We start from the raw sequence: 23,146 nt of genomic DNA, 5'->3' as shown, positions 1-23,146 counted from the left end.
TTCTTCCTCCTCAATGACTTAATAGATTTAAACGCTTTTCTAACTGCTCCGCCGGAATTCCCTTCTTTTCCGGTTTCTTCGGGATTAACTTATCTAATAGGGAATTGGCAACCGCCGCCCTGGAAAACATCATTCCTTCCAGTTCCAGTCCATTTTCTTTTTCCCTGTTTCCACTTTTGTTTTCTAAAATCTCATCCGCAAATCCAAGTTCCACTGCCTTCCTGGCATTGAACCAGCTCTCTGCATCCATCAGATGGGAAATCTTTGGCCGGTTCAGCCCGGTCTTTATTTCATAGGCGTTCATAATGCTTTCCTTCACCTCGTCCAGCATGGATCCGGCTTTCTTCATCTCCTCCGAATCCCCGATGGCAACCGTCATGGGGTTATGGATCATCATCATGGCAACCGGGGACATCTGTACCATAGTTCCTGCCATAGCAATAACCGAGGCTGCCGATGCAGCCAGGGCATCCACCTTCACGGTCACATTTCCCTTGTAGTCCATCAGCATGTTATAAATCTGTGCCGCCGCAAACACATCTCCGCCCGGAGAATTAATCCAAACCGTGATATCACCGTTACCGGATTCCAGTTCTCTGCGGAACAGTTCCGGTGTCACTTCATCGCCATACCAGGTTTCGTCTGAAATTTCCCCGTCCAGGTACAGCGTCCTTCCTCCTACGTCCTCATTCTTCACCCAGTTCCAAAACTTCCGTTTCACCCGTATTCCTCACTTTCTTACACACAAAAAGGAACCTGCCTCAGCAGCCTTATACCGCTAAGTTGGTTCCTCTTCTTTTTCTGTGCCATTTCCGGCAAACAGCCCGGCATCCTTTAATTTTGTCATATTCCCGTTTATCAGATAGAGGTTTCCCCCTTCCTCCTCCGGTATCGGGTTTAAATCCTCCAGCTCCCGGATATCGTTGGCGGACATCCAGCCGTTCTGCCTTGCTGTGGCATAACCGGTCATACGGCTTTGATAATCCCCACGGAGCAGTCCGTCCACATTTAATTTAATGAAGTATTCCTTCTTCTCCTCCGGAAGCAATAGTGCCTTCTGCAAGGACTGTTCCCAGCGGATTACCCATGGGTTCAGGGTATACTTTACGAACTCCAAAGACTGTTGCTCAATGTTGGAAAAGCTGGACTTTTCCAAGTCCCCTACCATGTGTGGCGGAATCCGGTATAACCGGGCAATCTCATTAATCTGAAACTTCCTGGTTTCCAGAAACTGTGCTTCCTCCGGCGGAATACCAATCTGCTGGTATTTCATCCCTTCCTCCAGCACCGCAATCTTATGGGCATTATTGGTACCACGGTAGACCGCATTCCAGCTTTCTCGAACCTTGCCTGGGTCTTTTAACACTCCGGGATGCTCCAATACGCCGCCGGGATTTGCCCCGTTGGCAAAGAAACTTGCTCCGTACTCTTCACAAGCCTGTGTCATACCTACAGCGTTCTTTGCCATAGCAATGGGCGAATACCCAACAAGACCATCAAAACCAAGCCCCGGGATATGCAGAACATCCTGCCGCCGGAGATAAATCTGTCCGTAAGTGCTAAAGTTCGGATTCTCTTCAGAATCTCTGGAATAAATATAGATAATCTCTCCATTATCTGCCCTGTCCACCTGCATCTTGTTTGGCAGTAGCGGATATAACCCAATCACCCGGCCTGCGCCATCCCGGATAATCTGTGCATAAGCATTTCCCCAAATCAGCAGATGGCTCATCAGTGTTTCACGGAACACGAAAGAAGTCATTTCCTCATTTGGCTCATCGTGCAGAATAGGATAAAGCGGATGGTCAGCCACCCGCTCCTTCCCCTTGTCCGTATATTGATAGATGTGCAGCGGAAGTGAAGCCACCGCCTCTGCAAGAATCCGCACACAGGAATACACTGCCGTAGTCTGCATGGCTGTCCGCTCATTGACCGGCTTGCCGCTGGTGCTTCTTCCAAATAAAAAGGATAAGGCAGAACCTGCATAAGAATTCCTTGGCTTATCCCTTGCTCCACGTATTCCCATTAAACTTCTGATTCCCATCTGCTTTCCTCCTGAAAATGGGCAAAAAGAAAGCCTTGAGACACCATACTCCCAAGGCTTCTTATAACCTGCTTACTAATAAAACAATTTCGTATATTCAGTTTGCGTGTCTGCGATATGATAAACATAAACAGATGTTTCTATTGTCTTATAGATTACCACATGCTTTTTACATATCACCATTCGGTATTCTCTTTCATTAAGCCATTTATCAGGTGTTAGGGAGCCAGAATCGGGGAAATCCTCTAAACGTTCAATGGCATCTAAAATATGGTCACTGACTTTTAATGCCGTTTCTACATCAAACTGCACTGCATAATAGTCTTCAATTCCCTTCAAATCCTCCCAGGCAGATGGAAGAATTTCCACCTTATGCTTCATTTAAACGCTCTCTTAATGCTTTTCTGGCTTCTGAAACACTCATGGTTTTTGCTCCGCTAAGACGCTCCTGCTCTGCCTGCAGCACCCTCGACCGTAGTTCTAAAATCTGCTCCCGTTTTTCAAAGGCGTCAATGCTCATCAGCACCATATCACCTTCACCATTTTTAGTTATATAAATAGGTTCTTTTGTCTCTTTTGCCAGATTGGAAATCGTTGTATAGTCATTTCTCAATGCCGCTGACGCTTTAATAATCATACCCTGCACTTCCTTTCATATCATTATTATGATATTATTATAACTCTTTTTTTCTATAAAGTAAATAGACTTCTAACTCTATTCTGTGCAGATGACTTCTTTAAAATACTAAAATCCCTCTATCATCGTATACACTTCCTACGTTGTTCCCGATATTCCGGATTGCACGGTCCAAAGCCATAATTGCCGCCACCGCACCATCAATCTTTTCCGTGGACTTCTCCTTATCCGGCTTAATATTCCCTGCCGGGTCCTGACGGATAAAGATGTTATCCATCATCCAACGCAAAACCGGATGTCCGCCATGTGCCAGTTTCTTCTCCAGTGTCAGCTTCATCAATTCCTTGCTGGGCGGTGACATATCCTTGAAACCCTGCCCGAATGGAACCACTGTGAATCCCAGTCCTTCCAGATTCTGTACCATCTGCACCGCTCCCCAGCGGTCAAAGGCAATCTCTTTAATATGAAACTTCTTTCCCAAATCGTCTATGAATCTCTCAATAAATCCATAATGTATCACATTCCCCTCCGTGGTTTTCAAGAATCCCTGCTGCTCCCACACATCATATGGTACATGATCCCTGCGTACGCGCAGACGCATGTTCTCCTCCGGTATCCAGAAATACGGCAGGATAATATATTTTTCTTCTTCTGTCCTCGGAGGGAATATCAGGACAAATGCTGTAATGTCAGTGGAACTGGATAAATCCAATCCGCCGTAACATTCCCTGCCAATCAATTCGACTTCATCGACTGCAAAATCACAGGCATCCCACTTCTCCATCTGCATCCACCGGGTAGACTGTTTCACCCACTGATTCAGACGGAGCTGCCGGAAGATATTCTCCTCCGCCGGATTATCCTTTGCGCTCAGATAAGCGTTTCTGACTTTTTCTATATCAATGGTGTATCCCAGAGACGGGTTCGCCCGATACCAGACCTTCTCCGATGACCAGTCCGCAGCATCTTTCGCCCCGTAAATCACTGGATAGAACGCAGAGTCAATCTTTCTCCCAAGGATAATATCCTCTGCCTTCTGGTGCTGTTCAAAACACACCGAATTCCGGTCATTTCCTGCCGTTGTTATCAGAAAAAACAATGGCTGTGTTCTGGCATCACCGGATCCCTTCGTCATGACATCAAACAGTTCCCGGTTCGGCTGCGCATGTAATTCATCAAAAATAACCGCATGGACATTCAGACCGTGTTTCGTATAGGCTTCTGCGGAAAGCACCTGGTAAAAGCTGTTGGTCGGCTTATATACCAGCCGCTTTACCGACATGACCGGCTTAATACGTTTTTTTAATGCCGGACACTGATCTACCATATCCACCGCCACATCAAATACGATAGACGCCTGCTGTCGGTCAGAGGCACAGCCGTAAACCTCCGCGCCCCATTCCCCGTCTCCGCAGGTCATATAAAGAGCAACAGCCGCCGCCAATTCCGATTTTCCATTCTTCTTCGGTATTTCCACATAAGCTGTGTTGTACTGGCGGTAGCCATTATCCTTAACTGTACCGAACACCTCTCGGATAATGGTATCCTGCCAAGGCAGTAGTTCAAAGGGAACTCCCCTCCACCGACCTTTGGTATGTTTCAGGCAATTGATAAAGTTGACCGCATGTTGCGCTTTTACCTCATCAAACATTACCGGCCACCACCTTTATACAGGAGCAGTTCCATGGTATCGCTTTCCTTATCCTCCCCATTCTCAGACACAATACGGCTTCTGGAGGATGGGGTAAGCCCAAACTGCTCACAGAACCGGTTCATGATTTTCAGATAGGTCTGAGCAATAGAAACCTGCGGCACCTGCTGCCAATAACCGGAAGGTGTCTTTACGATGGTTCCATGCTGCGTAATAAATTCCTCTGCCTCTTTCCACCGGGCATATGCCTGACAGTATCCGGCAAAAGCCGCCATATCAATCTCAGTGAGGATGCCAAGCTGCTCCATCTGCTTTGCCATACGCTTCCATTCCTTTTTCGCTTCCTCCTCCAGCCAGACCGGACAGCGTGGAGCCTTCTTATCCGGTTTTGGTTCCTGCGTGTTTAAACTCCGCTTTCCCGGATTCCCCTCCAGTACTTTTACCGCGGTAGGCTTTGGTTTTCTGCCGCTCTGTGCCATCTGCTCCACCTCCCCTCTGTGTTTCCGGCAAAAGAAAAGAGCCTCCGAAGAAGCTCTGATTCCTTGATTCATCAGCTTATTTTTATGGACAGCTTTCCTCCAAAGCCCGTTTTAATATAAAGTCATCAAATCCATATTTGATATAAGCCCTCTCCAGAATCCCGTAATAATTGTAACTCGGCTTATTTTGTGGGTTTCTCTCATCCATGATGTAAACCATAGCGTTGCGTGTCTCTCCGTTTACAAGAACCGGCAGTTCCTTTTTATAATAAAACTTCGGACACCCTTCATAGCGGTCCAGTCTCCGTTCATCTTCCCTGCTGATTTCCCAAATCAGAACCGGAACATGACTCCCTTCCTCCGGTTCAATCGTAGCGTAGGCTCGATCCTTACCGCCTTTGAACAGCAGCCGGTGGCTTTCCACTACTGCCGTACCAACAATTCTTGCATCCGCACACCTGTAAGCCATCTGTTCCTCATCCATGTTACTTCCATAAGCAATATACAGTTTCGTCATATAGCATCTTCCTTTCCTTTTTATAGTTAATTCTCCCTCCTGCCACCCCAAGAGCGATCAATCCGCCACTTGGGGGAAGGTTATGTACTTATGCCCCGTGTCTCCAGGCTGAGTTTCCATCGAGATGTTTTAAAAAATGCAGTCTGCAGGTTTTAAATTCGTCCCCAATGAGTCCAAGCCGAATCATCCAGCACCGGAATGCGTATTTCTCGTTATCCGTGACCGTTCGTCTTGGAGATGCTGATTTCTGTGCCAGTGCCTGATGGCTGACCGCCAGACAGAACTGGATGTATGCCTTAACCTCCCCGCCGTGAGTAGTGCTGTTGAAAAGCCGGAACTCCACCGTACCTTTGTTGAAAGTGGCGTGGAGGTTCAGTCCATGGTAACGGGTGGAATTATAATGCTTATTCCGGTTGCTGTTGGGGTCTTCTGCATACCAGAGATCCTTAAGCTCTGCCATCGTCTTCGGCTTTTTCTTGTTAATAGTTTCAATCAGTTTCTCATTCACTTTCTTGCAGTAGGAAAGCCTCCTTGGGTCAATCTGCAGGGCTTTGTAAAGGATATCTTCTTTGCTTGCAATGATGTTCACCATGTTCCGCAGTGTCTGCGGGGTGTAACGGCTGGCATCCACATGAATGTGAATCCCGCATTTCTCCCCAGCAAATGCCCCTTTGTGACGGAGCTGCCGGATGATTCCCTGCAAATCCGGAATATCTTCGTAGGTTAGAATGGGACTGACAATCTCTGTTTTGTAAGTATCATCCGCACTTACAATTCTCCCCTGCACCTTTTTCTTTGCCATAATGCTGGAATCATAGGTAGCTTTCCAAATCCTGCCTTGCCGGTCTGTTGCCTCGTAGGTTTCGTAATAGGTTCCTGCGTAGCAGCTTTCAGTCCCGAAATACTCTGCAATTACCGCTGCCGCTGTTTCCCTGGTAATCCCTGTCAGTTCAATCTCAATCCCGAATTTCTGTGTTTTCATGTATCTATGCGCCTCCTGTGCTTTCTTCATTTTTTTCTGGTATCATATTGAGCAGGCTCAATAAGCGTAGTCTATTAATCACTCTAAAAGCACATTTTATCCAGTTAATCCGGCGCGTAATGTACACAAAGATTTGGGTGGAATCTGCCCATCAATCGTGTGTTTTTACGGGTTTCTTCTATATCGATAATAAGGCAGGAAACCATGTTTTTAAGCCGCTTTCTAAGGTTCTTCCATCTCCTCTGGAATTCCGGTTTCTTCTGAAAGCAGTTGGTTTACCGAATCATTCATCAGGGTATCTTCCTCAGTTTCTGCCTGCCCTAAAACTTCCTGCTCCGCCTGCTTCAGTGCTTCTGCCCTCTGGCGGCCGCGTACCCTTGCTCTTTCAATATCCTCCGGGGTGCGGAAAGCAGAATGCCCTTTTAAATTGGCAAGCATCACCTTGCGTATCTTTTTCCCCTCGGTCCCGCCAAGACCCAGGCGTAAAAGCCAGATGCGCATATAATACTTCTCGTTCTCTGCAATGGTTTCTGCCGGATTCACCCGCTTGCTGTCTAAGGCTGCCGCACACATACTCGATGCCAGTTTTGCATAAGCTCCCATGTCCTCCTCATTTTCAGAAAATGGAAATGCCTCAAACACAATCTCGTCCTCTGTAAAATAAAAGCCTTTGTTCTGCTCATTCCCTTTACAGGAATGGAGCAGTTCCAGAAATTCTCCTCTGCCCTCCGGCTCTGTCTCCTGCAATTTTACAAGGAACTCATCATTTACCTGGAAAGCTTTTCTCCCAACGGCTTTGTTCAGAAGGTACTGTTTGCTGTGGATCATGAAGACCAGGTTCTTCAAACTCAATCCCGTATGCTCTCCTATAGGAATCTTAATCTCCAAACCCTCCATCTCCTCTTCCCTTTCCACCAGTCCTCTTTCCACCAGACCAGCAAGAATCATTTCCTCCAGCTTTTCATCCCCGTCCGGGAATTCCACCTCGCCGATCCGGTTCACAATGCATTTCCCAATCTGGTATCCGCAACTTGGGACACCCAGGTACCGGGAACTCTCCCCTGTGATTTCGCAGATTGCCTTGACAACGTCTTTTCTGTTTTCCGTAGTTGTTATTATTTTCTTCATAAGCCTTTACCTCCGTTTTTTTGTACTACATAAATCACTCTAAACGGGTGTAAAGTCAATGCAATTCTCCATCTTTCCAGATTATTTTTCATCCTCCCGGAAACCGTAGTTATCAACCGTTCCACGGGATTCCGGCAGTGCCATCGCCACCGCATAAGCCACCGTGGCGGTCACCGCATTCCCTGCCTGCTTGTAAAGCTGGGATTCGGAATTGACTGCTGCCGCCCTCTCATACAATGTATCCGGAAATCCCTGCAACCGGAAACACTCACGTGGAGTCAGCCTGCGGATACGTCCGCATTTTAAGACGGCTCCCATCTGACAGCCCGTGTCCAATGTCTGGGAACATCCTTTACCCACACGCCCTCTCCGGGTTACACTTTTCGGATATGTCAGACAAATCCCATCACCGGGATGAGCAATGTCATATCCCTGCCTTGTGCCATTCCGGATAGGAAGTTCCACCTTGTCTTCCTGCAATGATTTTTTACATAGGTAGACACCATGCCGGTCTTGGCCGGTCAGCGTAAACATGGGCTCCCCATCTTCTTTCATCCGCCTGCCATTCTGCCACTTCTCTATCCTTTCCGGTGTCAGAACCGCATGGACTTCCATCACACCAGAATTACTCGCAGGATAGTTGATAATACCTGCGTTATATCTGGCCTGGATACATCTTGCCACTTCTGTGACCTTAGGGCGGCTGCACTGGTCAATGAAATACAGCCCCGTCCTTGCACCCATTCCTCCGCCATTAGCCCCAAGGGTAACCGATACCCCGTCCGGATTATAAACCCGGTATCCCTGCATCCCCCCTATAATCTGTTCAAGAGTTCTGCTGTCTTCTCCGGTGACAAATAATATTTCCCGTCTGCCTCTGTTTCTAAGATTTGCGATAAGGAACACCCGCTCCCGGTTCTGCGGGACTCCGAAATCCTTAGAGTTAAGCACCTGCCATCTCGTGTCATACCCTGCTTCATCCATTTCAGACAAAACAGCGGCAAAATCGAATCCTCCATTAACTGAGAGCAGGTTCTTAACGTTCTCAACAAGTAAGTATGTGGGTTTACCACTTTCTTCTTTGCCTTTGACAAGGTCAATGATGTTGTAATAGATTCCACTTCGCTTTCCACGCAGTCCCCGCTGTTTCCCGGCAACGGAGATGTCCTGGCATGGAAAGCCGAAGCACCAGATATCTGCGTAAGGCACATTCTTCGGTTTAAGCTTTGTGATATCATCTGCAAACCACTCTCCCTTTGTGTCGTACATGGCTTCATAGGAAGCCCTGGCATATTTGTCATACTCACAATAACCGATACATTTATGTCCTGCATTTTCCAGCCCAAGCCGGAATCCTCCGATGCCGGAGCATAAATCAAGGAAGGTCAACTGCTTCATCAGCTCCACCTTCCCTTTTCAATTCCTCATATTTTATTTTCTGTCCGCTGCGGATGACAAAGACCTGCTCCGCTGAACCGGCCTGCTCCACATAACGGTTCACAATAACATCCACGAACTTCCCATCCAGTTCTGCCATATAGCAGATGCGGTTGGACTGTTCACAGGCAATAAGCGTGGAACCGGAACCTCCAAAGGGATCCAGAACGATACAATTGCTCATGCAGGAATTCTGGATCGGATATGCCACAAGCCCTACCGGTTTCATGGTCGGGTGATCCTTAGACTGCTTCGGCCGGTCAAACTCCCATATAGTGGTCTGCTTCCGGTCGGAATACCAGTTGTGTTTCCCGCCCTTTTTCCAGCCAAACAGAACCGGCTCGTGCTGCCACTGGTAAGGACTCCTTCCAAGAACCAGACTCTGTTTTTTCCAGATGCAGGTACCTGACAGATAAAATCCTGCTGCCTTGAATGCACTGCGGAAATTTAATCCCTCCGTGTCGGCATGAAATACATAGATAGATGCGTCCTGCTCCATACTCGCTTCCATATTTACAAAAGCAGCAAAGAGGAACTGGTAAAACTTTTCATCCTCCATGTGGTCATTCTGAATACTGCCTGCCGTTCCCTCATAATTTACATTGTATGGCGGATCGGTCACTACCAGGTTCGCCTTCTTCCCATCCATCAGAACATCATACGTTTCGGGCAGAGTGGAATCACCGCATACCAACCTATGCCTGCCAAGCAGCCACACATCTCCCTGCTTTGCCACTGCCGGTTTCTGCAGCTCCGCATCTACATCAAAGTCATCTTCGGTGATATTTTTGTCATGAACCGTATTAAAAAGCTGTTCAATCTCCGGTGGCTCAAATCCGGTGAACGCCACATCGAAATCAGATTCCTGCAAATCTCGGATCAAGTCAGCCAGCAGTTCCTTATTCCATTCACCCGTAATTTTATTCAGGGCAATATTGAGTGCTTTCTCCTTGGTCTTGTCAATCTCCACCACGATACAGTCAATTTCCTCATACCCTAAATCAGATAAAACCGTAACCCGCTGATGACCGCCAATGATAGTCAGGTCAGAATTGACAATGACCGGCTCGACATACCCAAACTCCTGAATGGAGCGTTTGATTTTCTCATATTCCATATCCCCCGGCTTCAGCTTCTTCCTCGGATTGTAGGAAGCAGCTACCAGTTCTTTGATTTTAATTCTCCGAAACTCCATTCTCTTCTCCCCTCCAGAACCTGTCTTTGATGTAGCAGTTGTGACCGCAGTATTTCCGTTTTTGGTTCCCATAGGAAACAAATTCCTTACCACAGTGCGCACAGGTCATCGTGTATAATGCGGTATCCTTCTGCTCGGAAACCTCCGGGTGGATCCTCCACCATATTCTCCTGCAGGTTTCCGAACAGAACTTCTTAGGACGCCCGGTAGCCGGCTGTTTTATTTCCTTTCCACAGTACAAACAGGCTTTGCCCTTGGAAATCTGTTCCGATACATTCTTTTCCAAAGCTGTGGCGTACCCAGCCAATCCTTTGCTCCTGCAGTAATTCCGGACAATGTCACGGGACAGCCCTGCCTCCGTGGCAATCCTCCGGTAGCCTAAACCTTTCAGTCTCAGTTCCTAGATTCTGGTTTCCTGCACCTCTGTCATTTCCTTTCGCACCTCCTTACAGAAAAAACCGGGAAAAGCAGATAGTTTCTGTCTTTTCTCGGCTTCAAAACATGGATTTCCGGTACTTTTTGGCAAAATCCCCTCCAATCAATTCAGCGGAAATCATATGTTTATGTACAAAAAGGCACCTATTATCCTATCCCCACTGACGGTTTCTGCGAAAATTCACGTCTTGGGGGGCGGCGGTTTCCAGGGGACGGGGTTCTGGAGATTCGGACTCCCCCTCCCTTCTTTCTTCTCTCCCACAAATTCATAACCTGAACAATAATCCCGGATAATATTTGTCTAAATTGCACCCCAAAATCAACTGGATAATTTGTTGTTTTTGATTTACTATGGCTCTACCAAAAGAAAGAAGGAGGAAATACTTTATGAAAACTAAGCAAATGAAAGTTCTTTATGCCAGCCGTTCAAACTCCAAACGATATACTGGCGGCAAGACTTATACCTGCACGCCAAAGATATCTATGGAAGGAAAGTGGCTGGAGGAATTGGGATTCCATATCGGGGACGCAATCCAGGTATTCTATGAGGACAACTGGATCCGCATCGCTCCCGCTATGGTATGTGAAGAACAGGCACAGTACGAAGCAGAGCCGGATAGATGAAAAAGAAGAGATAAATTCAGAACTGAAAGTTCCCTTCTCATATCTCATTTCAAACACCCTGCCCTTTTCACCTGTTCCTGATCCAAGATACTGCAAAAACAAAAAACATTCAGATGAAAAGCCATGGAAACCTCCCAAGGCTTTTCTCTGTCAGTATTTGTATTCCTGATAACGGTCTTCCGTCATCGTCTTTCTATCATGACAATTCTTACACAGCGCCTGCCAGTTGGACTTATCCCAGAACAATTCTTCATTTCCACGGTGCGGAATAATATGGTCCACTACGGTGGCTTTCACCAGTTTCCCACGTTCCCGGCACCGGACACACAGCGGGTGTTCTTTCAGATACCTGCGCCTGGCTTTCCGCCAGCGTCCGTTATAACCTCTCTCTGATACTCCGGCACGCTCTGTCTGATACAGATAGCTGTGTTCTTCACAATAGGCTGACTCTGTCAGATTCGGACATCCCGGATACCTGCAGGGCTTCTTCGGCTTTCTCGGCATCTAAATTCACTCCTTCCGTATGTAGTGGCAGGGTGAAAGGATAAGTCCCTGCCAGTGCAAAGGCATAAAAAAAGCCTCATGGAATTAAATCCACAAGACTCTTTACATTTCTTCGCAGCTTAATCATAACACAAGATCCGGTAAACTTTCAATCAACTCATTGTCTACACTTAGTCTACCCATTCAGCTTAACAAATAGGAATCTGTCTGCTGCCCGCGCAGTTCATAAATCCGTTTCAATTCCTCCACGGCTTTCTTCCTGTACTTTCCAACCATAGCATGGCTTACATTATATTTTATCATTAGCTCCTGCCAGCTTGACTGTTCTATTATCATATCCCATATAATCTCAGACAGACGCCCGCTCAGTTGGCGAATAGCATATTCCAGGAAATCCATTTCTTCTTTAATCTGTTTATAACGTCCCAGCAAAAAATCGAACCACTCATCATCCAGCCTTTCCTTTACCTGCCTGTAAACCATGGCGGTCATTCCTGTTTTATCAGAAGTACCGCTGGTCTGTACACGCTCTCCCTGTGGTTTTGAAAAACACAGGCTCTCGATAACGTCCTCATATGGAATTCCCTGGAATCGGCCCAACTCAAATTCTAACAAGGCCAGGCTATGTTTCCATTCCCGGTATTCTTTAAAGATTCTTTCCACATCCATCCCGGATACCTCCAATCCTGACCTTTACCGCCTCCACCAGTGCGGATTGCCCGGTATTCTTTCTCTCCAAAGAAGCAAACACCTGCTCATCCATGGTACCTTTCGCTATCAGATGATGAATCACCACCGTTTCTTTTTGTCCCTGTCTCCAAAGTCTGGCATTCATCTGCTGATACAGTTCTAATGACCAGATAAGTCCGAACCAGATCAGTGTAGAACCTCCTGCCTGCAGGTTCAGCCCATGCCCGGCAGATGCCGGATGGATCATAGCAAGTGGTATCTCACCGTTGTTCCATTTCTTAAAATCCTCCGAAGTGTCCAGTTCCACCGCCTGAAACCGTTCCTTTATCCGCTGTTTATCATGCTTATACCAGTAAGCCATCAGCACCGGCTTCCCATTTGCTGCTTCCAGTAAATCTTCTAAAACGTCCAGCTTTCGGTCATGGATATGCCGCACATCCCCGCTCTCATCATAGACTGCTCCGTTTGCCATTTGTAACAATTTATTAGAAAGTCCCGCCGCATTAACCGCATCCACATCCCCTCCTTCAAAAGGAAGAAGCATATCCTTTTCCAGTTTCCGGTATAGATCATACTCTTTCTCATTCAGGCTCACCTCCACCCGGTTATAAATACATTCCGGCATTTCCAGATAGTCCACCGCCTTCATGCTGATAGTGATGTCTGAAATCAATCCATAAATTTGTTCCTCTGCTCCATCTTTTGGCTTATAGGAATACACCATATCCCGGCTCTGCTTATCCGGCAGAAAGAACCGATCCCGGTACGTCCCGATAAATCGTCCAAGTCTCTGCCCCATGTCCAGAATGCCAATTTCCGCCCAAAGGTCAATCAGACCGTTTGGTGCGGGAGTTCCGGTCAAGCCCACAATCCAGTGTGCCTTCGCCCTTACTTTTCTAAGAGCTTTGAACCGCTTTGCCTTGTGGGATTTGAAGGAGGACAGCTCATCGATTATAATCATGTCAAAATCCCAGTTGCCCTGCCCTACCAGCCACTCAACGTTCTCCCGGTTGATCACATACACATTCGCCTTCCGGTTTAATGCCGCTTTCCTCTCTTTCTCCGAGCCAAGAATGGGAGAAAGCAGCAATCCATTCAAGTGATCCCACTTCTCATACTCTCCCGGCCAGGTATCCCGTGCTACACGCAAAGGCGCGATTACAAGAACCCGCCTGACTTCAAAGTAATCCAGCAACAGCTCCCAAAGGGCGGTCAGCGTAATTACGGTTTTCCCTAACCCCATGTCTAAAAGAAGCAGACTCACCGGGTGTCCAATGATGAATTCCTTTGCGTAATCCTGATATTCATGTGGATTGTATTTCATCCAGTACACCTCCAATCATCTCAGTTCTATCTATGCAGTAAACCGGAAAGCCCAGGGCTTCCAGTTGTGTTCTCCTTTTCTCCTGCAGAGGACGCAGCTTCTTTCCGGGAGCCTTCAGCTCTACAAAAGCACATCTCCCGCCCGGCAGAAGCACCAGACGGTCCGGTACCCCATCCAAACCCGGAGAGGTGAATTTCACAGCCCTGCCGCCACGCTTTTTTGCCTGCCGTTGCAGGGCTATCTCTATCTGTCTTTCTTCTGCCATACTTTTCAGCCTCCCTTCCAAATGTTCTGCTGCCGATTTGCTGTTCTTGCACGTATATAACGTAAACACGCATTTGCACACATTTTCCTCTATCCTTTTTATCATTTCATAAATATAAGGTGGTATCAGCAACAACGGCAACATATGCACGCTAACGCTCATCATTACTGCCTTTACGCCTGTTGCCCTTCTAACTCATTTAAGGCAGCTTTCCCGGCAACAGCAACAATTTTCTTTGTTGCCCATCTGGCTAATTGTTGCCTTTTGTTGCCGTAACATTTTCCTCCCGGCAATACCCCCTGACTACTCCATAAATCGGAAACCGGATTTTTGCGTCCGACTTCCTCCAGCCATCTATATTTGCCATAATCGCCGTGATCTCATTGGCGTCCTGGCGCTTGAGGTTCGAGCGTTCTTTACCAAAGCACTCACACCATATTTCCATATTGCAAACACGTTCCCTCTTTTTCACACCTATTTCCCGCTGTTCTCCGAACTCAGAACCATTCACATAATTCCGGCGGTCATAAAGTTCCATGCTCTCCCAGTTCTCCGGCAGCAGCTTTTCCAGGTATTCCTTCACAATGCCTTCCCGCTCGTCAACCTCCATGGCAATCTGCTGCTCCTTGATTGCCATCTGTTCCACCGCTTTATCCAGACACAAGGATTCCCCTGCTTTGTAATATGACAATGCCTCAGCCCAAATCTGGTGGACGTCCTCCTCGGTCAGTTCCCAGGATGACTTCGCTGCATCACCGGGTGTTTTCACCGGCCAGAACCTCCGGTTACCTGCGGTATCCCGAAGATACCCGTTCTCCGCATTCGTAGTTCCAATAAAGATACACTGCCTTGGATGCGGCGTTGCCCTGCGTCCAAAGGATGCACGGTAAATGTCAATCTGCCTGGAAAGGAACCCACGAAGTGTTTCAATCTCCGTTTTCTTAAGACCGGCCAACTCTCCGATTTCCAAAATCCAATAACCCTGCAGTTTTTCCGCAGCGGTCTTATCCCTGGTATCATTTAAGAGCAGAGAGTCATTGAACCACTCCCCGCTCAGCTTCGCGATCAGCGTGGACTTTCCTTTTCCCTGCGGACCGTTCAATACCAGCATGGTGTCAAATTTACATCCTGGACTCATCACTCTGGCTATAGCACCGCATAAAGTCTTTCTGGTCACCGCACGCACATAAACATTATCCACCGCACCCAGGTAATCCACTAAGAGGGTATCTGCCCTGGGCTTTTTATCCCATTCCGGCAAAGAGTTTAAGAATTCCCTGACCGGATGATAGGAACGGTCATCCACTACCTTCGTCACAGCAATGTCATAGTTCCTGGCAGAAAAATTCCCATAGTTTAAATCTACGTAGGAAATAAGCTGGGAATCGTCCGCATCCCGCCAGAACTTCCCCGGATGCTCCCAAGGCACCTCCCCTTTAATCTCCATACCGTCGCTAAACTGGTTAAATACAATGGACTTCAGTTTTTCATCATGGTTCAAAATCAGCAGGAGATTTTTCAGGTTGTTGACAAGCACGCCTTGGCGGTTGTATTCCAGTCCCAGCCTCCAATCTTTTTCCGCAGCAAACTCCCAGTTGACTGCCTGTTCCTTTTCTACCAGAAGTTCCAGTTTTACCTTCTCATCAGATACAGCGAACTCGCTCATGGCCTTGAAAGAAGGCAGCTTACTGCTCTCCGTATCTTCATCCGCCTTTATATCCAGTTCCCCGAATTTATGAATCCGGACCATATCAAAGGCATTCATAAGCTGACCGCAGGCAGGATCCGTGGCATGATGGGAATAGGCGAACTTTCCCGCATAGATTACAACACCCGCCTGGGAATCCGCCGATACGTAGTCATACCTTCCCGGTATCTCGCTTGTGGTATAGATGTCTGAAAGAAAAGCTTCGATGGCATCTTCAATGGAGTATGCCCGGCAGAATGCCCCAATGGTTCCTTCCTTAGTAAGAGGATCCGCCTGCTTTTTCATTTCCCGCTGTACAATGGTCTGCTGACGGCTGCTCACCGGCCACTGGGAAGAATCATGCCAGTTCTCATATTTCTGCAGGACAGTATCCGGATTCAGAATCTCACCTTCAATCTCCCGGAATATGAACTCTCCATCTGCGGAAGTGCTTGGCCAGTACATCAGCCGGGAAGGTTCATAGGTGGTATCATCAAACAACTCCATACCGATTGCTTCCGCTACTTTCCTTGCTACTGCTTGGTACTCATCTGGTGTAATATTCCTGGACAACGGAATCACCAGCCGGAGCCTTGGCTTTTCCATGGTATGTTTATGTGTGGAGTATAAGTAACAGTGAAAGTCATGGAACAGTTCAAGCTGGTCTGCAATATCTTCTGAAGCATAATCCATATCCAAAGTTAGCCCGGAACGGAACACCACACACTCCTTCTTCCGCCGGCCGTCTTTCAGCTTCCCAAGCACAAAACCGCCCACATCTTTGATATCATCCTGTCTTGCCTTGGACAGTTTTCGGTACTGCTCTACTGTTTCCGAGGTGCGGATAGTTACGGCAATCCGTTTCCTGAATTCCTCCAGTTCCATCTCCACGCCATTCCACTTTTTGTCTTTCCTGGAATTCCCCACTGAGACATACAACTTCATTTTCCCAGCCTCCTCAATCTTTTTTATAAAAACTGCACTCATAACCGTCCGCCCGGAGTGGCAGACCATCTGCCCATACAGGCGGCACTGCCATAAGCCTGCACAGTTCCTCCACAGAACCTTCTCCTTCCGGTACTTCTGCTATAATCTCATCATGACAGTGCATGACAATTGCATATCCTGCTTTGTCTACCCTCAGCATGGCTTCCGCCAATAAATCTCTGGCTGTCCCCTGTACGATGTTCTCAACCAGCTTCGGTCCATAGGTTTCTATCCGGCACCATTTCTTGTTCTCTCCGATTCCCTCATAGGTCAGTCCTTTCCGGTCAAACTGATTCATCTCTATTCTTGGCTTCACATAGGACAGCTTACTGCCCGAAGGAAGAATGACAAAAAGAATCCCGCTACGGTATTCAAACACAATTCTTCCTGCCTGCGTCCTCTTTTTCTCGGTGACTGCCTGGATTGCAGCCTTATCCACCTCCCACCAGAATTGTGTGATATGGGGATTGGCTTTTCTCCAGGTTGAAACCAGGGAAGAAAGTTCTTCTTCCTTAATTCCCATGTCCATCGCTCCCATGGAAATGAGTGCACCTGCGGCTCCTCCGTAACCAAGTGCCAGCTCTGAGATTTTCCCTTTCTGCCGCAGTGGGGAACCTTTCGTAACCTCCTCCATCGGCACATGAAACATGGCGGAAGCGGATGCCTCGTAAATCTTTCCATGCGTGGCAAACACATCTAGCCTCCATAGCTCCCTGGACAGCCATGCCAGCACTCTGGCTTCAATGGCAGAAAAGTCCGCTACCAGATACCGATAGTTCTCCTTTGGAATAAAAGCGGTGCGGATAAGTTCTGACAGCACATTTGGTATAGACTCATATAAAAGCTCCACTTCCTCAAACCGCCCATTCTTCACCAGCTTCCTTGCAAGTTCCAAATCAGGGAGATGGTTCTGAGGGAGATTCTGTACCTGTACCAACCGCCCTGCCCATCGGCCTGTGCGGTTTGCCCCGTAAAACTGCAATAAGCCATGCACCCTTCCGTCTGAACATACGCTGCGTTCGATAGCTTCATACTTTTTCACGGAGGTCTTTGCCATCAGAAGCCGTAGTTTCAACAATTCCTGCACTTCCCCTCCGGATTCCTGGATCAGTTCCCTGACCGCCTTTTTCGCTAGGCTTTCCACCTCCACTCCCTGTTCATTCAACCATTCCTTCATCTGTGCAACGGAATTGGGATTTTCCATTCCGGTCAACTCATATGCCCGTTTTGTCACAATCTCCTTATGGATCAAATCCCCGGATACCGCCTGCCGTACCAGTTCCTTATCCACCAGAACGCCCCGGTCATTGATTTTCTGATCCAGACGATAAAGTTCCATTTCACGCTCAGGAACGGGGAAGTTTTTCAGCTTCTTCCGGATCGCATATTCTACATCCACGTCCCGGATACAGTAGGTTTTGAATAATTCCCACTTCTCCGGTGCATGGACCGGAAGATTTCTGGTTCTTTCTCCATTACTTTTCGTTGGCTTGCAGGGAACGCAGAAATAGCGGATTAAATCCCTGCCCTCTTTCAGCTTCTGCCTTTCCAGCCCCAGCAGCGCCCCAACGTCCTCTAACGACCGGGGAAGGGCAAGCAATGCTGCCTGAACCGCGCTGCAGTGCCAGGATTCCGGTGACAGACGGACACCGAAATATTTACTCAGACAAATCCGCTCAAAATTGGCATTGAACGCAGTTTTTACCACAGCAGCATCAAACACCGCTTCCTTTACTTTCTCCGGCAGCTCCTCCCCTTGGGCCAAATCTACAATCCTGATGTCTTCGTCATTAAATTTATAAGCAAACAAAAGGACTTCAAAAGCAGGGCTGTCCGCATACGCATAAGCCCCGCATTTTATCAAGTCCACATCGGAATAGGTCTCTATATCAATTGCCAGTGTCCGTTTCATCTGTATCACTTCCTTTCCTGCTTACCTCTATGTAACCGGGCGGATACTCCGTCCACCCAGTACCATTTATCCTAGAAAATCTTCCTCTTCCAAAGCTTCAAAGTCATCTTCTGCATTCGTTCTGCCACCAAGAGGCTCCCCGTCCTTTAACTTCTGGATATTCCCAAGCCCTGCGGCAATGCCACGGTTTCCGTTATTATTGAATCCATAGAAATTGACGGAAATCCTGCCATAACAGCCGGAGTATACCTCGGACTGGTCCAGGATTGCCTGCACATTCTTATCCACCACCTGGGGAGCCTGTCTGGAATTGGCATTAAAGAAATAGCTGTCCGCATAAGCTTCATCCTCCGGACGGTCAATGTCACCGTCACGTAAAGGCAGTTTCAAATTGGCAGGAATCTTCCCTCCCCACTTGGAAAGGGAATCCTTCTTTGCCTGTTCAATGGCTGACTTAATATTCCCAATGGTTTCCGTATCCGATTTCGGAATAATGGCTGATACGGAATACTTCGGTTCCCCTCCATCTACTGCATTCGCCTCCCAGCAATGCAGATAAGAAAATCTGCAAGGTACGATTACTTTTGTGATTGGTGCATTTTTATTCTCAATGTTCATATGGTTTACTCCTCCTTAAAATCCGCTTCTGCAGCTGCTGTTTCCACCGGCTGTCTCTTGTCCGACTCCGGTGCCAGTGTAATTTTGCCCTGTGGCTTATACACAAATTTTCCAAGTATTTCTGCAAACTTCTTTTTCCCCATCAGCTTTTCCATCTCCGTAATACCAATGAGTACCTGTTTATAAATATCTGTATACCCGGCTGCATTTGCAGCTTCCGCTGCTTCCTCATCACTGCTGTACTTACGGTTGCTCCGGCCCTCCACCAGCTTGAACCCATTCCAGTATTTGCCATGAGTGATTGCCTCATCCTGGGCATAGGCATAGATATCTGCTGCCCATTTGGCAAGCTCATCAGCTTTTTTCAGTACCTCTGCAATTTCTTCATCGGAAAGCAGAGACGGCTGGCGAAATTCCATTTTCGCCAGTTCCAGGAAGCTCTCCGCCCTGACCCTGCACTGATTCCTGGCTTTGCAAAACCTGCACCAGGAACCGGAAACAAATTCACCCTGTCCTTTATTCGCCAATGCTGCTCTTGGAATCAGGTATTCTTCTGCCCATTTTCTCAAACCAGCCACCGTAATCTCCCAGGTACTGATAGATTCCAAACGGGGCTGATGAATGGTAAGGCTGACTCTTTCAATATCATAAATAGCGTCGAAAAGCTCCAATGCCCCCAACGCATACAGCATCATCTGCGGATTTTCCTCCGCTTCCACAGCAATGCCTTTTCCATACTTCAAATCAATGATGAACAAGGTCCCGTCCGCCACAATCACTAAATCCCCGGTACCGAACCCTTCTGGTACATACCGGGAAAAATCCAGATGCTGTTCAATGAGAATGACCGGGTCCTTGCAGGACTGTTTCGCCTTTTCAATCTGTTCCATGGCAAAAGAAACGTATTCATCCGTATAATCTTCCATCTCATCACAGTCATAATCGGAAACCGGACGCCTGGAACGCTTCTTAAGCAGACGTTTCAACTTATGTTCTGCCAGGGCATGGGCGGCGGTTCCTTCTTCCGCATAAATACTTCCTCCGTCCGCTGGGAACTGCTGTTCCAGCCGTGCAGACGGAGTACAGTTCAGCCATCGCCTGGAAGAAGATGCGGATAACAATGCATGCCGCCCCATTACAATTTCTCTGCATCGGCAAACAGTGCCGAATAATCTTTCTCATCTACGGCTGACAGCTTCACAGCACCATATTTTTTCAGAAGTTCTTTAATCTGTACCGTCTTTCCGTCCTGGGATTTCTCCGCCAATATTGCCCGGATCTGCTCTACGGTCACTTTCTTTTCCTTGGTATCTGCTTTTGCAGTATCTGCCTGCTTCTCCTGCATTATATCCTCTGCTCTATCTGTACATGGATTTATCATCTCTGTCTGCCCGGCAAGGCTCCGTAGGCTCTCCGCTACCATAGAGAATCCTTCTGCCATTTTCAATAATTCACTGCCCATCTAACATTCCTCCATCTCTTCCAATCGTTGCATTAATTCCTCAGAGAACATGGTACACAGCAATAATTCCTCTCCGATTTCTCTTGCATCAAAGTATTTTGCCCGGTCGCCATATTCCAGGCAGGCTTTCTCTATCAGACCGCGTTTTTCCTCATCTTTTTCATTTCCAAATACCCATATTTCGTCCACTTGTTTTGCCAGCCTCAAAGTCAGCAAATGTTCCACTGCGGTTCCAATTTCATCCATGAAAATATTATGGAAATTCAGATAAGAGCTGATTGGCAGGGCTCCCTTATGGGTAGCAAAACGGCAATATTCCAAAGCCCTGGCCTGGTCATTTTCCTCATTTCCCGTTATCTTTGTTACAATCATTACCAGCTTCATCCGGCATTCCTCCTTCCTGTATCTCTTTGAACCAGACCGGAATTCCATGCTCTATGGCAAACTTCACTTCCTGCGCCATGCCATCCGTTGTCTTTCCATATACCCAGACTTCATCACACTCCTGCATCAGTTCCAGTCCCATGGAAATCCCATCCGTTCGCTCTTTGAGACTATCCTCATTCAGAAATTGAGGGAACATAAGATGCGGAGCAATCGGGAGACAGCCTTCCTCATATGCCTTTCTGCAAAATCTTGCAGCTTTTTCGCTGTTCCCTTTTACATCTCCACGAAAAGGGCTGCATATAAAAATCTTTTTCATCTTTTCCTGCTATCCTTTCCGCACATGGCTAATGACTTCTTTTTTTCTGAAAGGAACGCCAGGAATCCTTTTTTGGTTCTCTTATTCGTTACCATAATCTTTGAACACTCCTCTCCACTTACAATAATCCGCACTGTCCTCATAGCAAAAACCTCCTTTCCTTTTGAGACATTTTCAAAGCCTCTATCTTATAGCCACGGGAAAGTGATCTTTTAAACTAATCCAATAGTTTTTTTATCTTATCCGGGATTTTTTTCAGTCTCTTGGATACGGCCATTGCTGTAATGCCTAATTCTTTTCCGACTTCCGCCATGGTCTTATCCTCAAAATAATATTTCTTAACAATTATGGAATCCTTACGATCCAGTTTCTGAATGGCCCGGTGCAGCCTTTCTTTCTCATCTGAATGAATGATGATTTGTTCAACATCCGCCCTATTGTCAGCAAACTGCATTGGGCTATACCCATCACGGATCTCCTGCATGAATTCCAGAGAATTATGCCGTCTCGTTTCGGTACGATTTCTCCTGAACTGCATCTTCTCCATTTCGATGATAACTTCACCAATATTGTCATCCACTTCTATTTCCAAACTCTCTCCGGTTAAAAACTCATAATTGATTCTCATACTGCTCCTTTCTTTACCCGTGAGTAAAGCGGCAGCAGCAGAAATGGAAAAACAGGCAAAAAAATAGCCGGAGTAAGCTGGTATTCCGCTTTACTCCGGCTATTTGGTGTCGCGCTTATGCGGACCCTTTGCTCGGTAGATTTCTTTTAATAGGTTACTAATTCTTCTTTAATCTTTTCTTCCTGAATACTGCAAATCCTGTAACGGACCTGTATGATATTCCTGCAATGGGGACATTTCAGTTCTACCCATATATCCCCGTTTGCAGATGAGCATATATCAAATGCCCGTTTCCGGCATATAGGGCAGTTCATTTTCTCCTTCATCCTGGTATAGCTCCTTTCCTGTCAATGAGTTAGTTGACATATGGTACAAAAAAATAAGCTGATAAAAATGTCAACTATGTACTTGACACGCTCCCTTTAAAATCAGCACTCTGACATTCACAGAGTGCTTGGCATCTGCCGGAATATGTTAAGCTGTCTTTCATCATGATTATTTTGATTCTTGCCTGCATATTGGGTGAATCCCAATTGGGACAATCGGATACTGGCAGAAATGGGTGATACCTGAAATATCCCTGAAAGTTTCTCTGCTAAATCTGATTCATATAAGGGGTGACAGTCAAGTCTGTTACTGCATTGATAAACGGTGTTTTTGGCATCAATATAGCGGCACTGAAATATTTTGCATGATGTTCCAGCCAGTCTATATCCGTAACCAGCCTTTTCTTCCCGTTTATCTCTAATCCACCCTCAATATCTGCCTTTTTACATCCTACTATTTCTGATGCTACTATTTTTTTCTGGTTATTTCTGCTTTTGGCATATGCATAAAAGTCCGAATGAAATACCCAGTGCCCGCATTCATGTCCTATCGTGGAGCGGAGCCGGTGCTCCTTCCAATCTTCCAAAACTGTATGGTCGATGAGCATGGTACCTCTCTTTGCATACAGATAATCCGCACATTTTTCTTCCGGAAGATAAATAGGAACTCTTTCTGTCTCCTGGAATACCATCCTGCCTAAAATCAGCCCGCAATGGGAAAGGTACGTATAATCCAAGGTCAAGTCGAGATAAAATTCTGCAAATTCTTCCATATTTACTGGCTGTGGGGTTTTTAATACGGAAGGATTATAGTCTTTTAGAAATTCTTCTGCATGAGCATCGATCTCTCCATTACACATGATGGGTACACCATTTCTTTTTTTCCTTAACTTTGGCTGGTACATAATCGG

General features: G+C 46.9%; 27 protein-coding genes. 1 reads left to right on the top strand and 26 read right to left on the bottom strand.

The window, feature by feature from the left end:
* Window positions 1–10 precede the first annotated feature (10 nt).
* From VIG27_RS07660 to VIG27_RS07605, 12 genes are all read right to left on the bottom strand, one after another.
* Entirely contained in the window at window positions 11–721 is a 711-nt protein-coding gene (locus VIG27_RS07660; protein ID WP_394526867.1) for a head maturation protease, ClpP-related, read from the bottom strand.
* 57 nt (window positions 722–778) lie between these two features.
* Window positions 779–2,044 (bottom strand): phage portal protein, encoded by a 1,266-nt coding sequence (locus VIG27_RS07655; protein WP_394526864.1) that lies wholly within the window; start codon window positions 2,042–2,044, stop codon window positions 779–781.
* 75 nt (window positions 2,045–2,119) lie between these two features.
* Window positions 2,120–2,425 (bottom strand): type II toxin-antitoxin system RelE/ParE family toxin, encoded by a 306-nt coding sequence (locus VIG27_RS07650; RefSeq protein ID WP_394526861.1) that lies wholly within the window; start codon window positions 2,423–2,425, stop codon window positions 2,120–2,122.
* Window positions 2,415–2,681: a type II toxin-antitoxin system Phd/YefM family antitoxin gene (locus tag VIG27_RS07645; protein ID WP_013272432.1), complete on the bottom strand. Its 267-nt coding sequence runs from the start codon at window positions 2,679–2,681 to the stop codon at window positions 2,415–2,417. Before VIG27_RS07645 ends, VIG27_RS07650 begins: the two co-directional genes overlap by 11 nt.
* A 100-nt stretch (window positions 2,682–2,781) precedes the next feature.
* The gene (locus tag VIG27_RS07640; RefSeq protein ID WP_394526857.1) at window positions 2,782–4,332 is read right to left on the bottom strand and encodes a terminase large subunit; all 1,551 of its coding nucleotides are present in this window, start codon (window positions 4,330–4,332) and stop codon (window positions 2,782–2,784) included.
* Window positions 4,332–4,811, bottom strand: a complete 480-nt coding sequence (locus tag VIG27_RS07635; RefSeq protein WP_394526854.1) for a phage terminase small subunit P27 family — start codon at window positions 4,809–4,811, stop codon at window positions 4,332–4,334. Before VIG27_RS07635 ends, VIG27_RS07640 begins: the two co-directional genes overlap by 1 nt.
* 82 nt (window positions 4,812–4,893) lie before the next feature.
* Entirely contained in the window at window positions 4,894–5,328 is a 435-nt protein-coding gene (locus VIG27_RS07630; protein ID WP_394526850.1) for a gamma-glutamylcyclotransferase family protein, read from the bottom strand.
* A gap of 88 nt (window positions 5,329–5,416) precedes the next feature.
* Window positions 5,417–6,310, bottom strand: coding sequence for an amidoligase family protein (locus tag VIG27_RS07625; protein ID WP_394526847.1), 894 nt, complete (start codon window positions 6,308–6,310; stop codon window positions 5,417–5,419).
* Between the two features lie 222 nt (window positions 6,311–6,532).
* Window positions 6,533–7,438 carry a hypothetical protein gene (locus VIG27_RS07620; RefSeq protein WP_394526844.1) on the bottom strand — a complete coding sequence of 302 codons (906 nt, stop codon included), beginning with the start codon at window positions 7,436–7,438 and terminating at the stop codon, window positions 6,533–6,535.
* Between the two features lie 81 nt (window positions 7,439–7,519).
* The gene (locus VIG27_RS07615) at window positions 7,520–8,836 is read right to left on the bottom strand and encodes a DNA cytosine methyltransferase (protein ID WP_394526842.1); all 1,317 of its coding nucleotides are present in this window, start codon (window positions 8,834–8,836) and stop codon (window positions 7,520–7,522) included.
* Window positions 8,814–10,070 (bottom strand): site-specific DNA-methyltransferase, encoded by a 1,257-nt coding sequence (locus VIG27_RS07610; protein WP_394526839.1) that lies wholly within the window; start codon window positions 10,068–10,070, stop codon window positions 8,814–8,816. Before VIG27_RS07610 ends, VIG27_RS07615 begins: the two co-directional genes overlap by 23 nt.
* Window positions 10,051–10,377: an RNA polymerase subunit sigma-70 gene (locus VIG27_RS07605; RefSeq protein ID WP_394526837.1), complete on the bottom strand. Its 327-nt coding sequence runs from the start codon at window positions 10,375–10,377 to the stop codon at window positions 10,051–10,053. Before VIG27_RS07605 ends, VIG27_RS07610 begins: the two co-directional genes overlap by 20 nt.
* A gap of 515 nt (window positions 10,378–10,892) precedes the next feature.
* Here VIG27_RS07605 and VIG27_RS07600 point away from each other — a divergent pair.
* Window positions 10,893–11,129 carry a SymE family type I addiction module toxin gene (locus tag VIG27_RS07600; RefSeq protein ID WP_394526835.1) on the top strand — a complete coding sequence of 79 codons (237 nt, stop codon included), beginning with the start codon at window positions 10,893–10,895 and terminating at the stop codon, window positions 11,127–11,129.
* Window positions 11,130–11,279: 150 nt separating this feature from the next.
* Here VIG27_RS07600 and VIG27_RS07595 read toward each other — a convergent pair whose 3' ends face one another.
* From VIG27_RS07595 to VIG27_RS07530, 14 genes are all read right to left on the bottom strand, one after another.
* Window positions 11,280–11,633, bottom strand: coding sequence for an HNH endonuclease (locus VIG27_RS07595; RefSeq protein ID WP_394526833.1), 354 nt, complete (start codon window positions 11,631–11,633; stop codon window positions 11,280–11,282).
* A 183-nt stretch (window positions 11,634–11,816) separates the two neighbouring features.
* The gene (locus tag VIG27_RS07590) at window positions 11,817–12,302 is read right to left on the bottom strand and encodes a hypothetical protein (RefSeq protein WP_394526830.1); all 486 of its coding nucleotides are present in this window, start codon (window positions 12,300–12,302) and stop codon (window positions 11,817–11,819) included.
* Window positions 12,280–13,647, bottom strand: coding sequence for an SNF2-related protein (locus VIG27_RS07585; protein WP_394526826.1), 1,368 nt, complete (start codon window positions 13,645–13,647; stop codon window positions 12,280–12,282). Before VIG27_RS07585 ends, VIG27_RS07590 begins: the two co-directional genes overlap by 23 nt.
* Window positions 13,628–13,912, bottom strand: a complete 285-nt coding sequence (locus VIG27_RS07580; RefSeq protein ID WP_288829151.1) for a VRR-NUC domain-containing protein — start codon at window positions 13,910–13,912, stop codon at window positions 13,628–13,630. Before VIG27_RS07580 ends, VIG27_RS07585 begins: the two co-directional genes overlap by 20 nt.
* 250 nt (window positions 13,913–14,162) lie before the next feature.
* Window positions 14,163–16,544: a VapE domain-containing protein gene (locus VIG27_RS07575; protein ID WP_394526821.1), complete on the bottom strand. Its 2,382-nt coding sequence runs from the start codon at window positions 16,542–16,544 to the stop codon at window positions 14,163–14,165.
* Window positions 16,545–16,557: 13 nt separating this feature from the next.
* Complete coding sequence (locus VIG27_RS07570; protein WP_394526819.1) at window positions 16,558–18,498, bottom strand: DNA polymerase; 1,941 nt, start codon at window positions 18,496–18,498, stop codon at window positions 16,558–16,560.
* Window positions 18,499–18,564: 66 nt separating this feature from the next.
* Window positions 18,565–19,116 carry a DUF2815 family protein gene (locus tag VIG27_RS07565; protein ID WP_394526817.1) on the bottom strand — a complete coding sequence of 184 codons (552 nt, stop codon included), beginning with the start codon at window positions 19,114–19,116 and terminating at the stop codon, window positions 18,565–18,567.
* 5 nt (window positions 19,117–19,121) lie between these two features.
* The gene (locus VIG27_RS07560; protein WP_394526815.1) at window positions 19,122–20,252 is read right to left on the bottom strand and encodes a DUF2800 domain-containing protein; all 1,131 of its coding nucleotides are present in this window, start codon (window positions 20,250–20,252) and stop codon (window positions 19,122–19,124) included.
* The gene (locus VIG27_RS07555; RefSeq protein ID WP_394526813.1) at window positions 20,252–20,578 is read right to left on the bottom strand and encodes a hypothetical protein; all 327 of its coding nucleotides are present in this window, start codon (window positions 20,576–20,578) and stop codon (window positions 20,252–20,254) included. The genes VIG27_RS07560 and VIG27_RS07555 overlap by 1 nt, the downstream gene beginning before the upstream one ends.
* A complete protein-coding gene (locus tag VIG27_RS07550; protein WP_394526810.1) occupies window positions 20,579–20,962 on the bottom strand; it encodes a hypothetical protein in 384 nt (127 codons plus the stop codon). It lies immediately after the preceding gene.
* Window positions 20,922–21,281 carry a hypothetical protein gene (locus tag VIG27_RS07545; RefSeq protein WP_394526808.1) on the bottom strand — a complete coding sequence of 120 codons (360 nt, stop codon included), beginning with the start codon at window positions 21,279–21,281 and terminating at the stop codon, window positions 20,922–20,924. The genes VIG27_RS07550 and VIG27_RS07545 overlap by 41 nt, the downstream gene beginning before the upstream one ends.
* Before the next feature lie 217 nt (window positions 21,282–21,498).
* Entirely contained in the window at window positions 21,499–21,909 is a 411-nt protein-coding gene (locus tag VIG27_RS07540) for a sigma-70 family RNA polymerase sigma factor (RefSeq protein ID WP_394526806.1), read from the bottom strand.
* A gap of 146 nt (window positions 21,910–22,055) precedes the next feature.
* Window positions 22,056–22,235, bottom strand: a complete 180-nt coding sequence (locus tag VIG27_RS07535; RefSeq protein ID WP_394526804.1) for a hypothetical protein — start codon at window positions 22,233–22,235, stop codon at window positions 22,056–22,058.
* 269 nt (window positions 22,236–22,504) lie between these two features.
* Window positions 22,505–23,140 (bottom strand): ImmA/IrrE family metallo-endopeptidase, encoded by a 636-nt coding sequence (locus VIG27_RS07530; protein WP_394526802.1) that lies wholly within the window; start codon window positions 23,138–23,140, stop codon window positions 22,505–22,507.
* Window positions 23,141–23,146 lie beyond the last annotated feature (6 nt).

Source organism: Lacrimispora sinapis, from assembly GCF_043633585.1.
Classification (GTDB): Bacteria; Bacillota; Clostridia; order Lachnospirales; family Lachnospiraceae; genus Lacrimispora; species Lacrimispora sinapis.
Note: the sequence above shows the minus strand (reverse complement) of the source record. Positions and strands in the feature narration are given on the sequence as shown.

What these genes read in the sequence shown, in the direction of transcription:
- VIG27_RS07655 (WP_394526864.1), bottom strand. Translation starts at nt 2,044, where the DNA reads ATGGGAATCAGAAGTTTAATGGGAATACGTGGAGCAAGGGATAAGCCA.
- VIG27_RS07650 (WP_394526861.1), bottom strand. Translation starts at nt 2,425, where the DNA reads ATGAAGCATAAGGTGGAAATTCTTCCATCTGCCTGGGAGGATTTGAAG.
- VIG27_RS07645 (WP_013272432.1), bottom strand. Translation starts at nt 2,681, where the DNA reads ATGATTATTAAAGCGTCAGCGGCATTGAGAAATGACTATACAACGATT.
- VIG27_RS07640 (WP_394526857.1), bottom strand. Translation starts at nt 4,332, where the DNA reads ATGTTTGATGAGGTAAAAGCGCAACATGCGGTCAACTTTATCAATTGC.
- VIG27_RS07635 (WP_394526854.1), bottom strand. Translation starts at nt 4,811, where the DNA reads ATGGCACAGAGCGGCAGAAAACCAAAGCCTACCGCGGTAAAAGTACTG.
- VIG27_RS07630 (WP_394526850.1), bottom strand. Translation starts at nt 5,328, where the DNA reads ATGACGAAACTGTATATTGCTTATGGAAGTAACATGGATGAGGAACAG.
- VIG27_RS07625 (WP_394526847.1), bottom strand. Translation starts at nt 6,310, where the DNA reads ATGAAAACACAGAAATTCGGGATTGAGATTGAACTGACAGGGATTACC.
- VIG27_RS07620 (WP_394526844.1), bottom strand. Translation starts at nt 7,438, where the DNA reads ATGAAGAAAATAATAACAACTACGGAAAACAGAAAAGACGTTGTCAAG.
- VIG27_RS07615 (WP_394526842.1), bottom strand. Translation starts at nt 8,836, where the DNA reads ATGAAGCAGTTGACCTTCCTTGATTTATGCTCCGGCATCGGAGGATTC.
- VIG27_RS07610 (WP_394526839.1), bottom strand. Translation starts at nt 10,070, where the DNA reads ATGGAGTTTCGGAGAATTAAAATCAAAGAACTGGTAGCTGCTTCCTAC.
- VIG27_RS07600 (WP_394526835.1), top strand. Translation starts at nt 10,893, where the DNA reads ATGAAAACTAAGCAAATGAAAGTTCTTTATGCCAGCCGTTCAAACTCC.
- VIG27_RS07595 (WP_394526833.1), bottom strand. Translation starts at nt 11,633, where the DNA reads ATGCCGAGAAAGCCGAAGAAGCCCTGCAGGTATCCGGGATGTCCGAAT.
- VIG27_RS07590 (WP_394526830.1), bottom strand. Translation starts at nt 12,302, where the DNA reads ATGGATGTGGAAAGAATCTTTAAAGAATACCGGGAATGGAAACATAGC.
- VIG27_RS07585 (WP_394526826.1), bottom strand. Translation starts at nt 13,647, where the DNA reads ATGAAATACAATCCACATGAATATCAGGATTACGCAAAGGAATTCATC.
- VIG27_RS07580 (WP_288829151.1), bottom strand. Translation starts at nt 13,912, where the DNA reads ATGGCAGAAGAAAGACAGATAGAGATAGCCCTGCAACGGCAGGCAAAA.
- VIG27_RS07575 (WP_394526821.1), bottom strand. Translation starts at nt 16,544, where the DNA reads ATGAAGTTGTATGTCTCAGTGGGGAATTCCAGGAAAGACAAAAAGTGG.
- VIG27_RS07570 (WP_394526819.1), bottom strand. Translation starts at nt 18,498, where the DNA reads ATGAAACGGACACTGGCAATTGATATAGAGACCTATTCCGATGTGGAC.
- VIG27_RS07565 (WP_394526817.1), bottom strand. Translation starts at nt 19,116, where the DNA reads ATGAACATTGAGAATAAAAATGCACCAATCACAAAAGTAATCGTACCT.
- VIG27_RS07560 (WP_394526815.1), bottom strand. Translation starts at nt 20,252, where the DNA reads ATGGGGCGGCATGCATTGTTATCCGCATCTTCTTCCAGGCGATGGCTG.
- VIG27_RS07555 (WP_394526813.1), bottom strand. Translation starts at nt 20,578, where the DNA reads ATGGGCAGTGAATTATTGAAAATGGCAGAAGGATTCTCTATGGTAGCG.
- VIG27_RS07550 (WP_394526810.1), bottom strand. Translation starts at nt 20,962, where the DNA reads ATGAAGCTGGTAATGATTGTAACAAAGATAACGGGAAATGAGGAAAAT.
- VIG27_RS07545 (WP_394526808.1), bottom strand. Translation starts at nt 21,281, where the DNA reads ATGAAAAAGATTTTTATATGCAGCCCTTTTCGTGGAGATGTAAAAGGG.
- VIG27_RS07540 (WP_394526806.1), bottom strand. Translation starts at nt 21,909, where the DNA reads ATGAGAATCAATTATGAGTTTTTAACCGGAGAGAGTTTGGAAATAGAA.
- VIG27_RS07535 (WP_394526804.1), bottom strand. Translation starts at nt 22,235, where the DNA reads ATGAAGGAGAAAATGAACTGCCCTATATGCCGGAAACGGGCATTTGAT.
- VIG27_RS07530 (WP_394526802.1), bottom strand. Translation starts at nt 23,140, where the DNA reads ATGTACCAGCCAAAGTTAAGGAAAAAAAGAAATGGTGTACCCATCATG.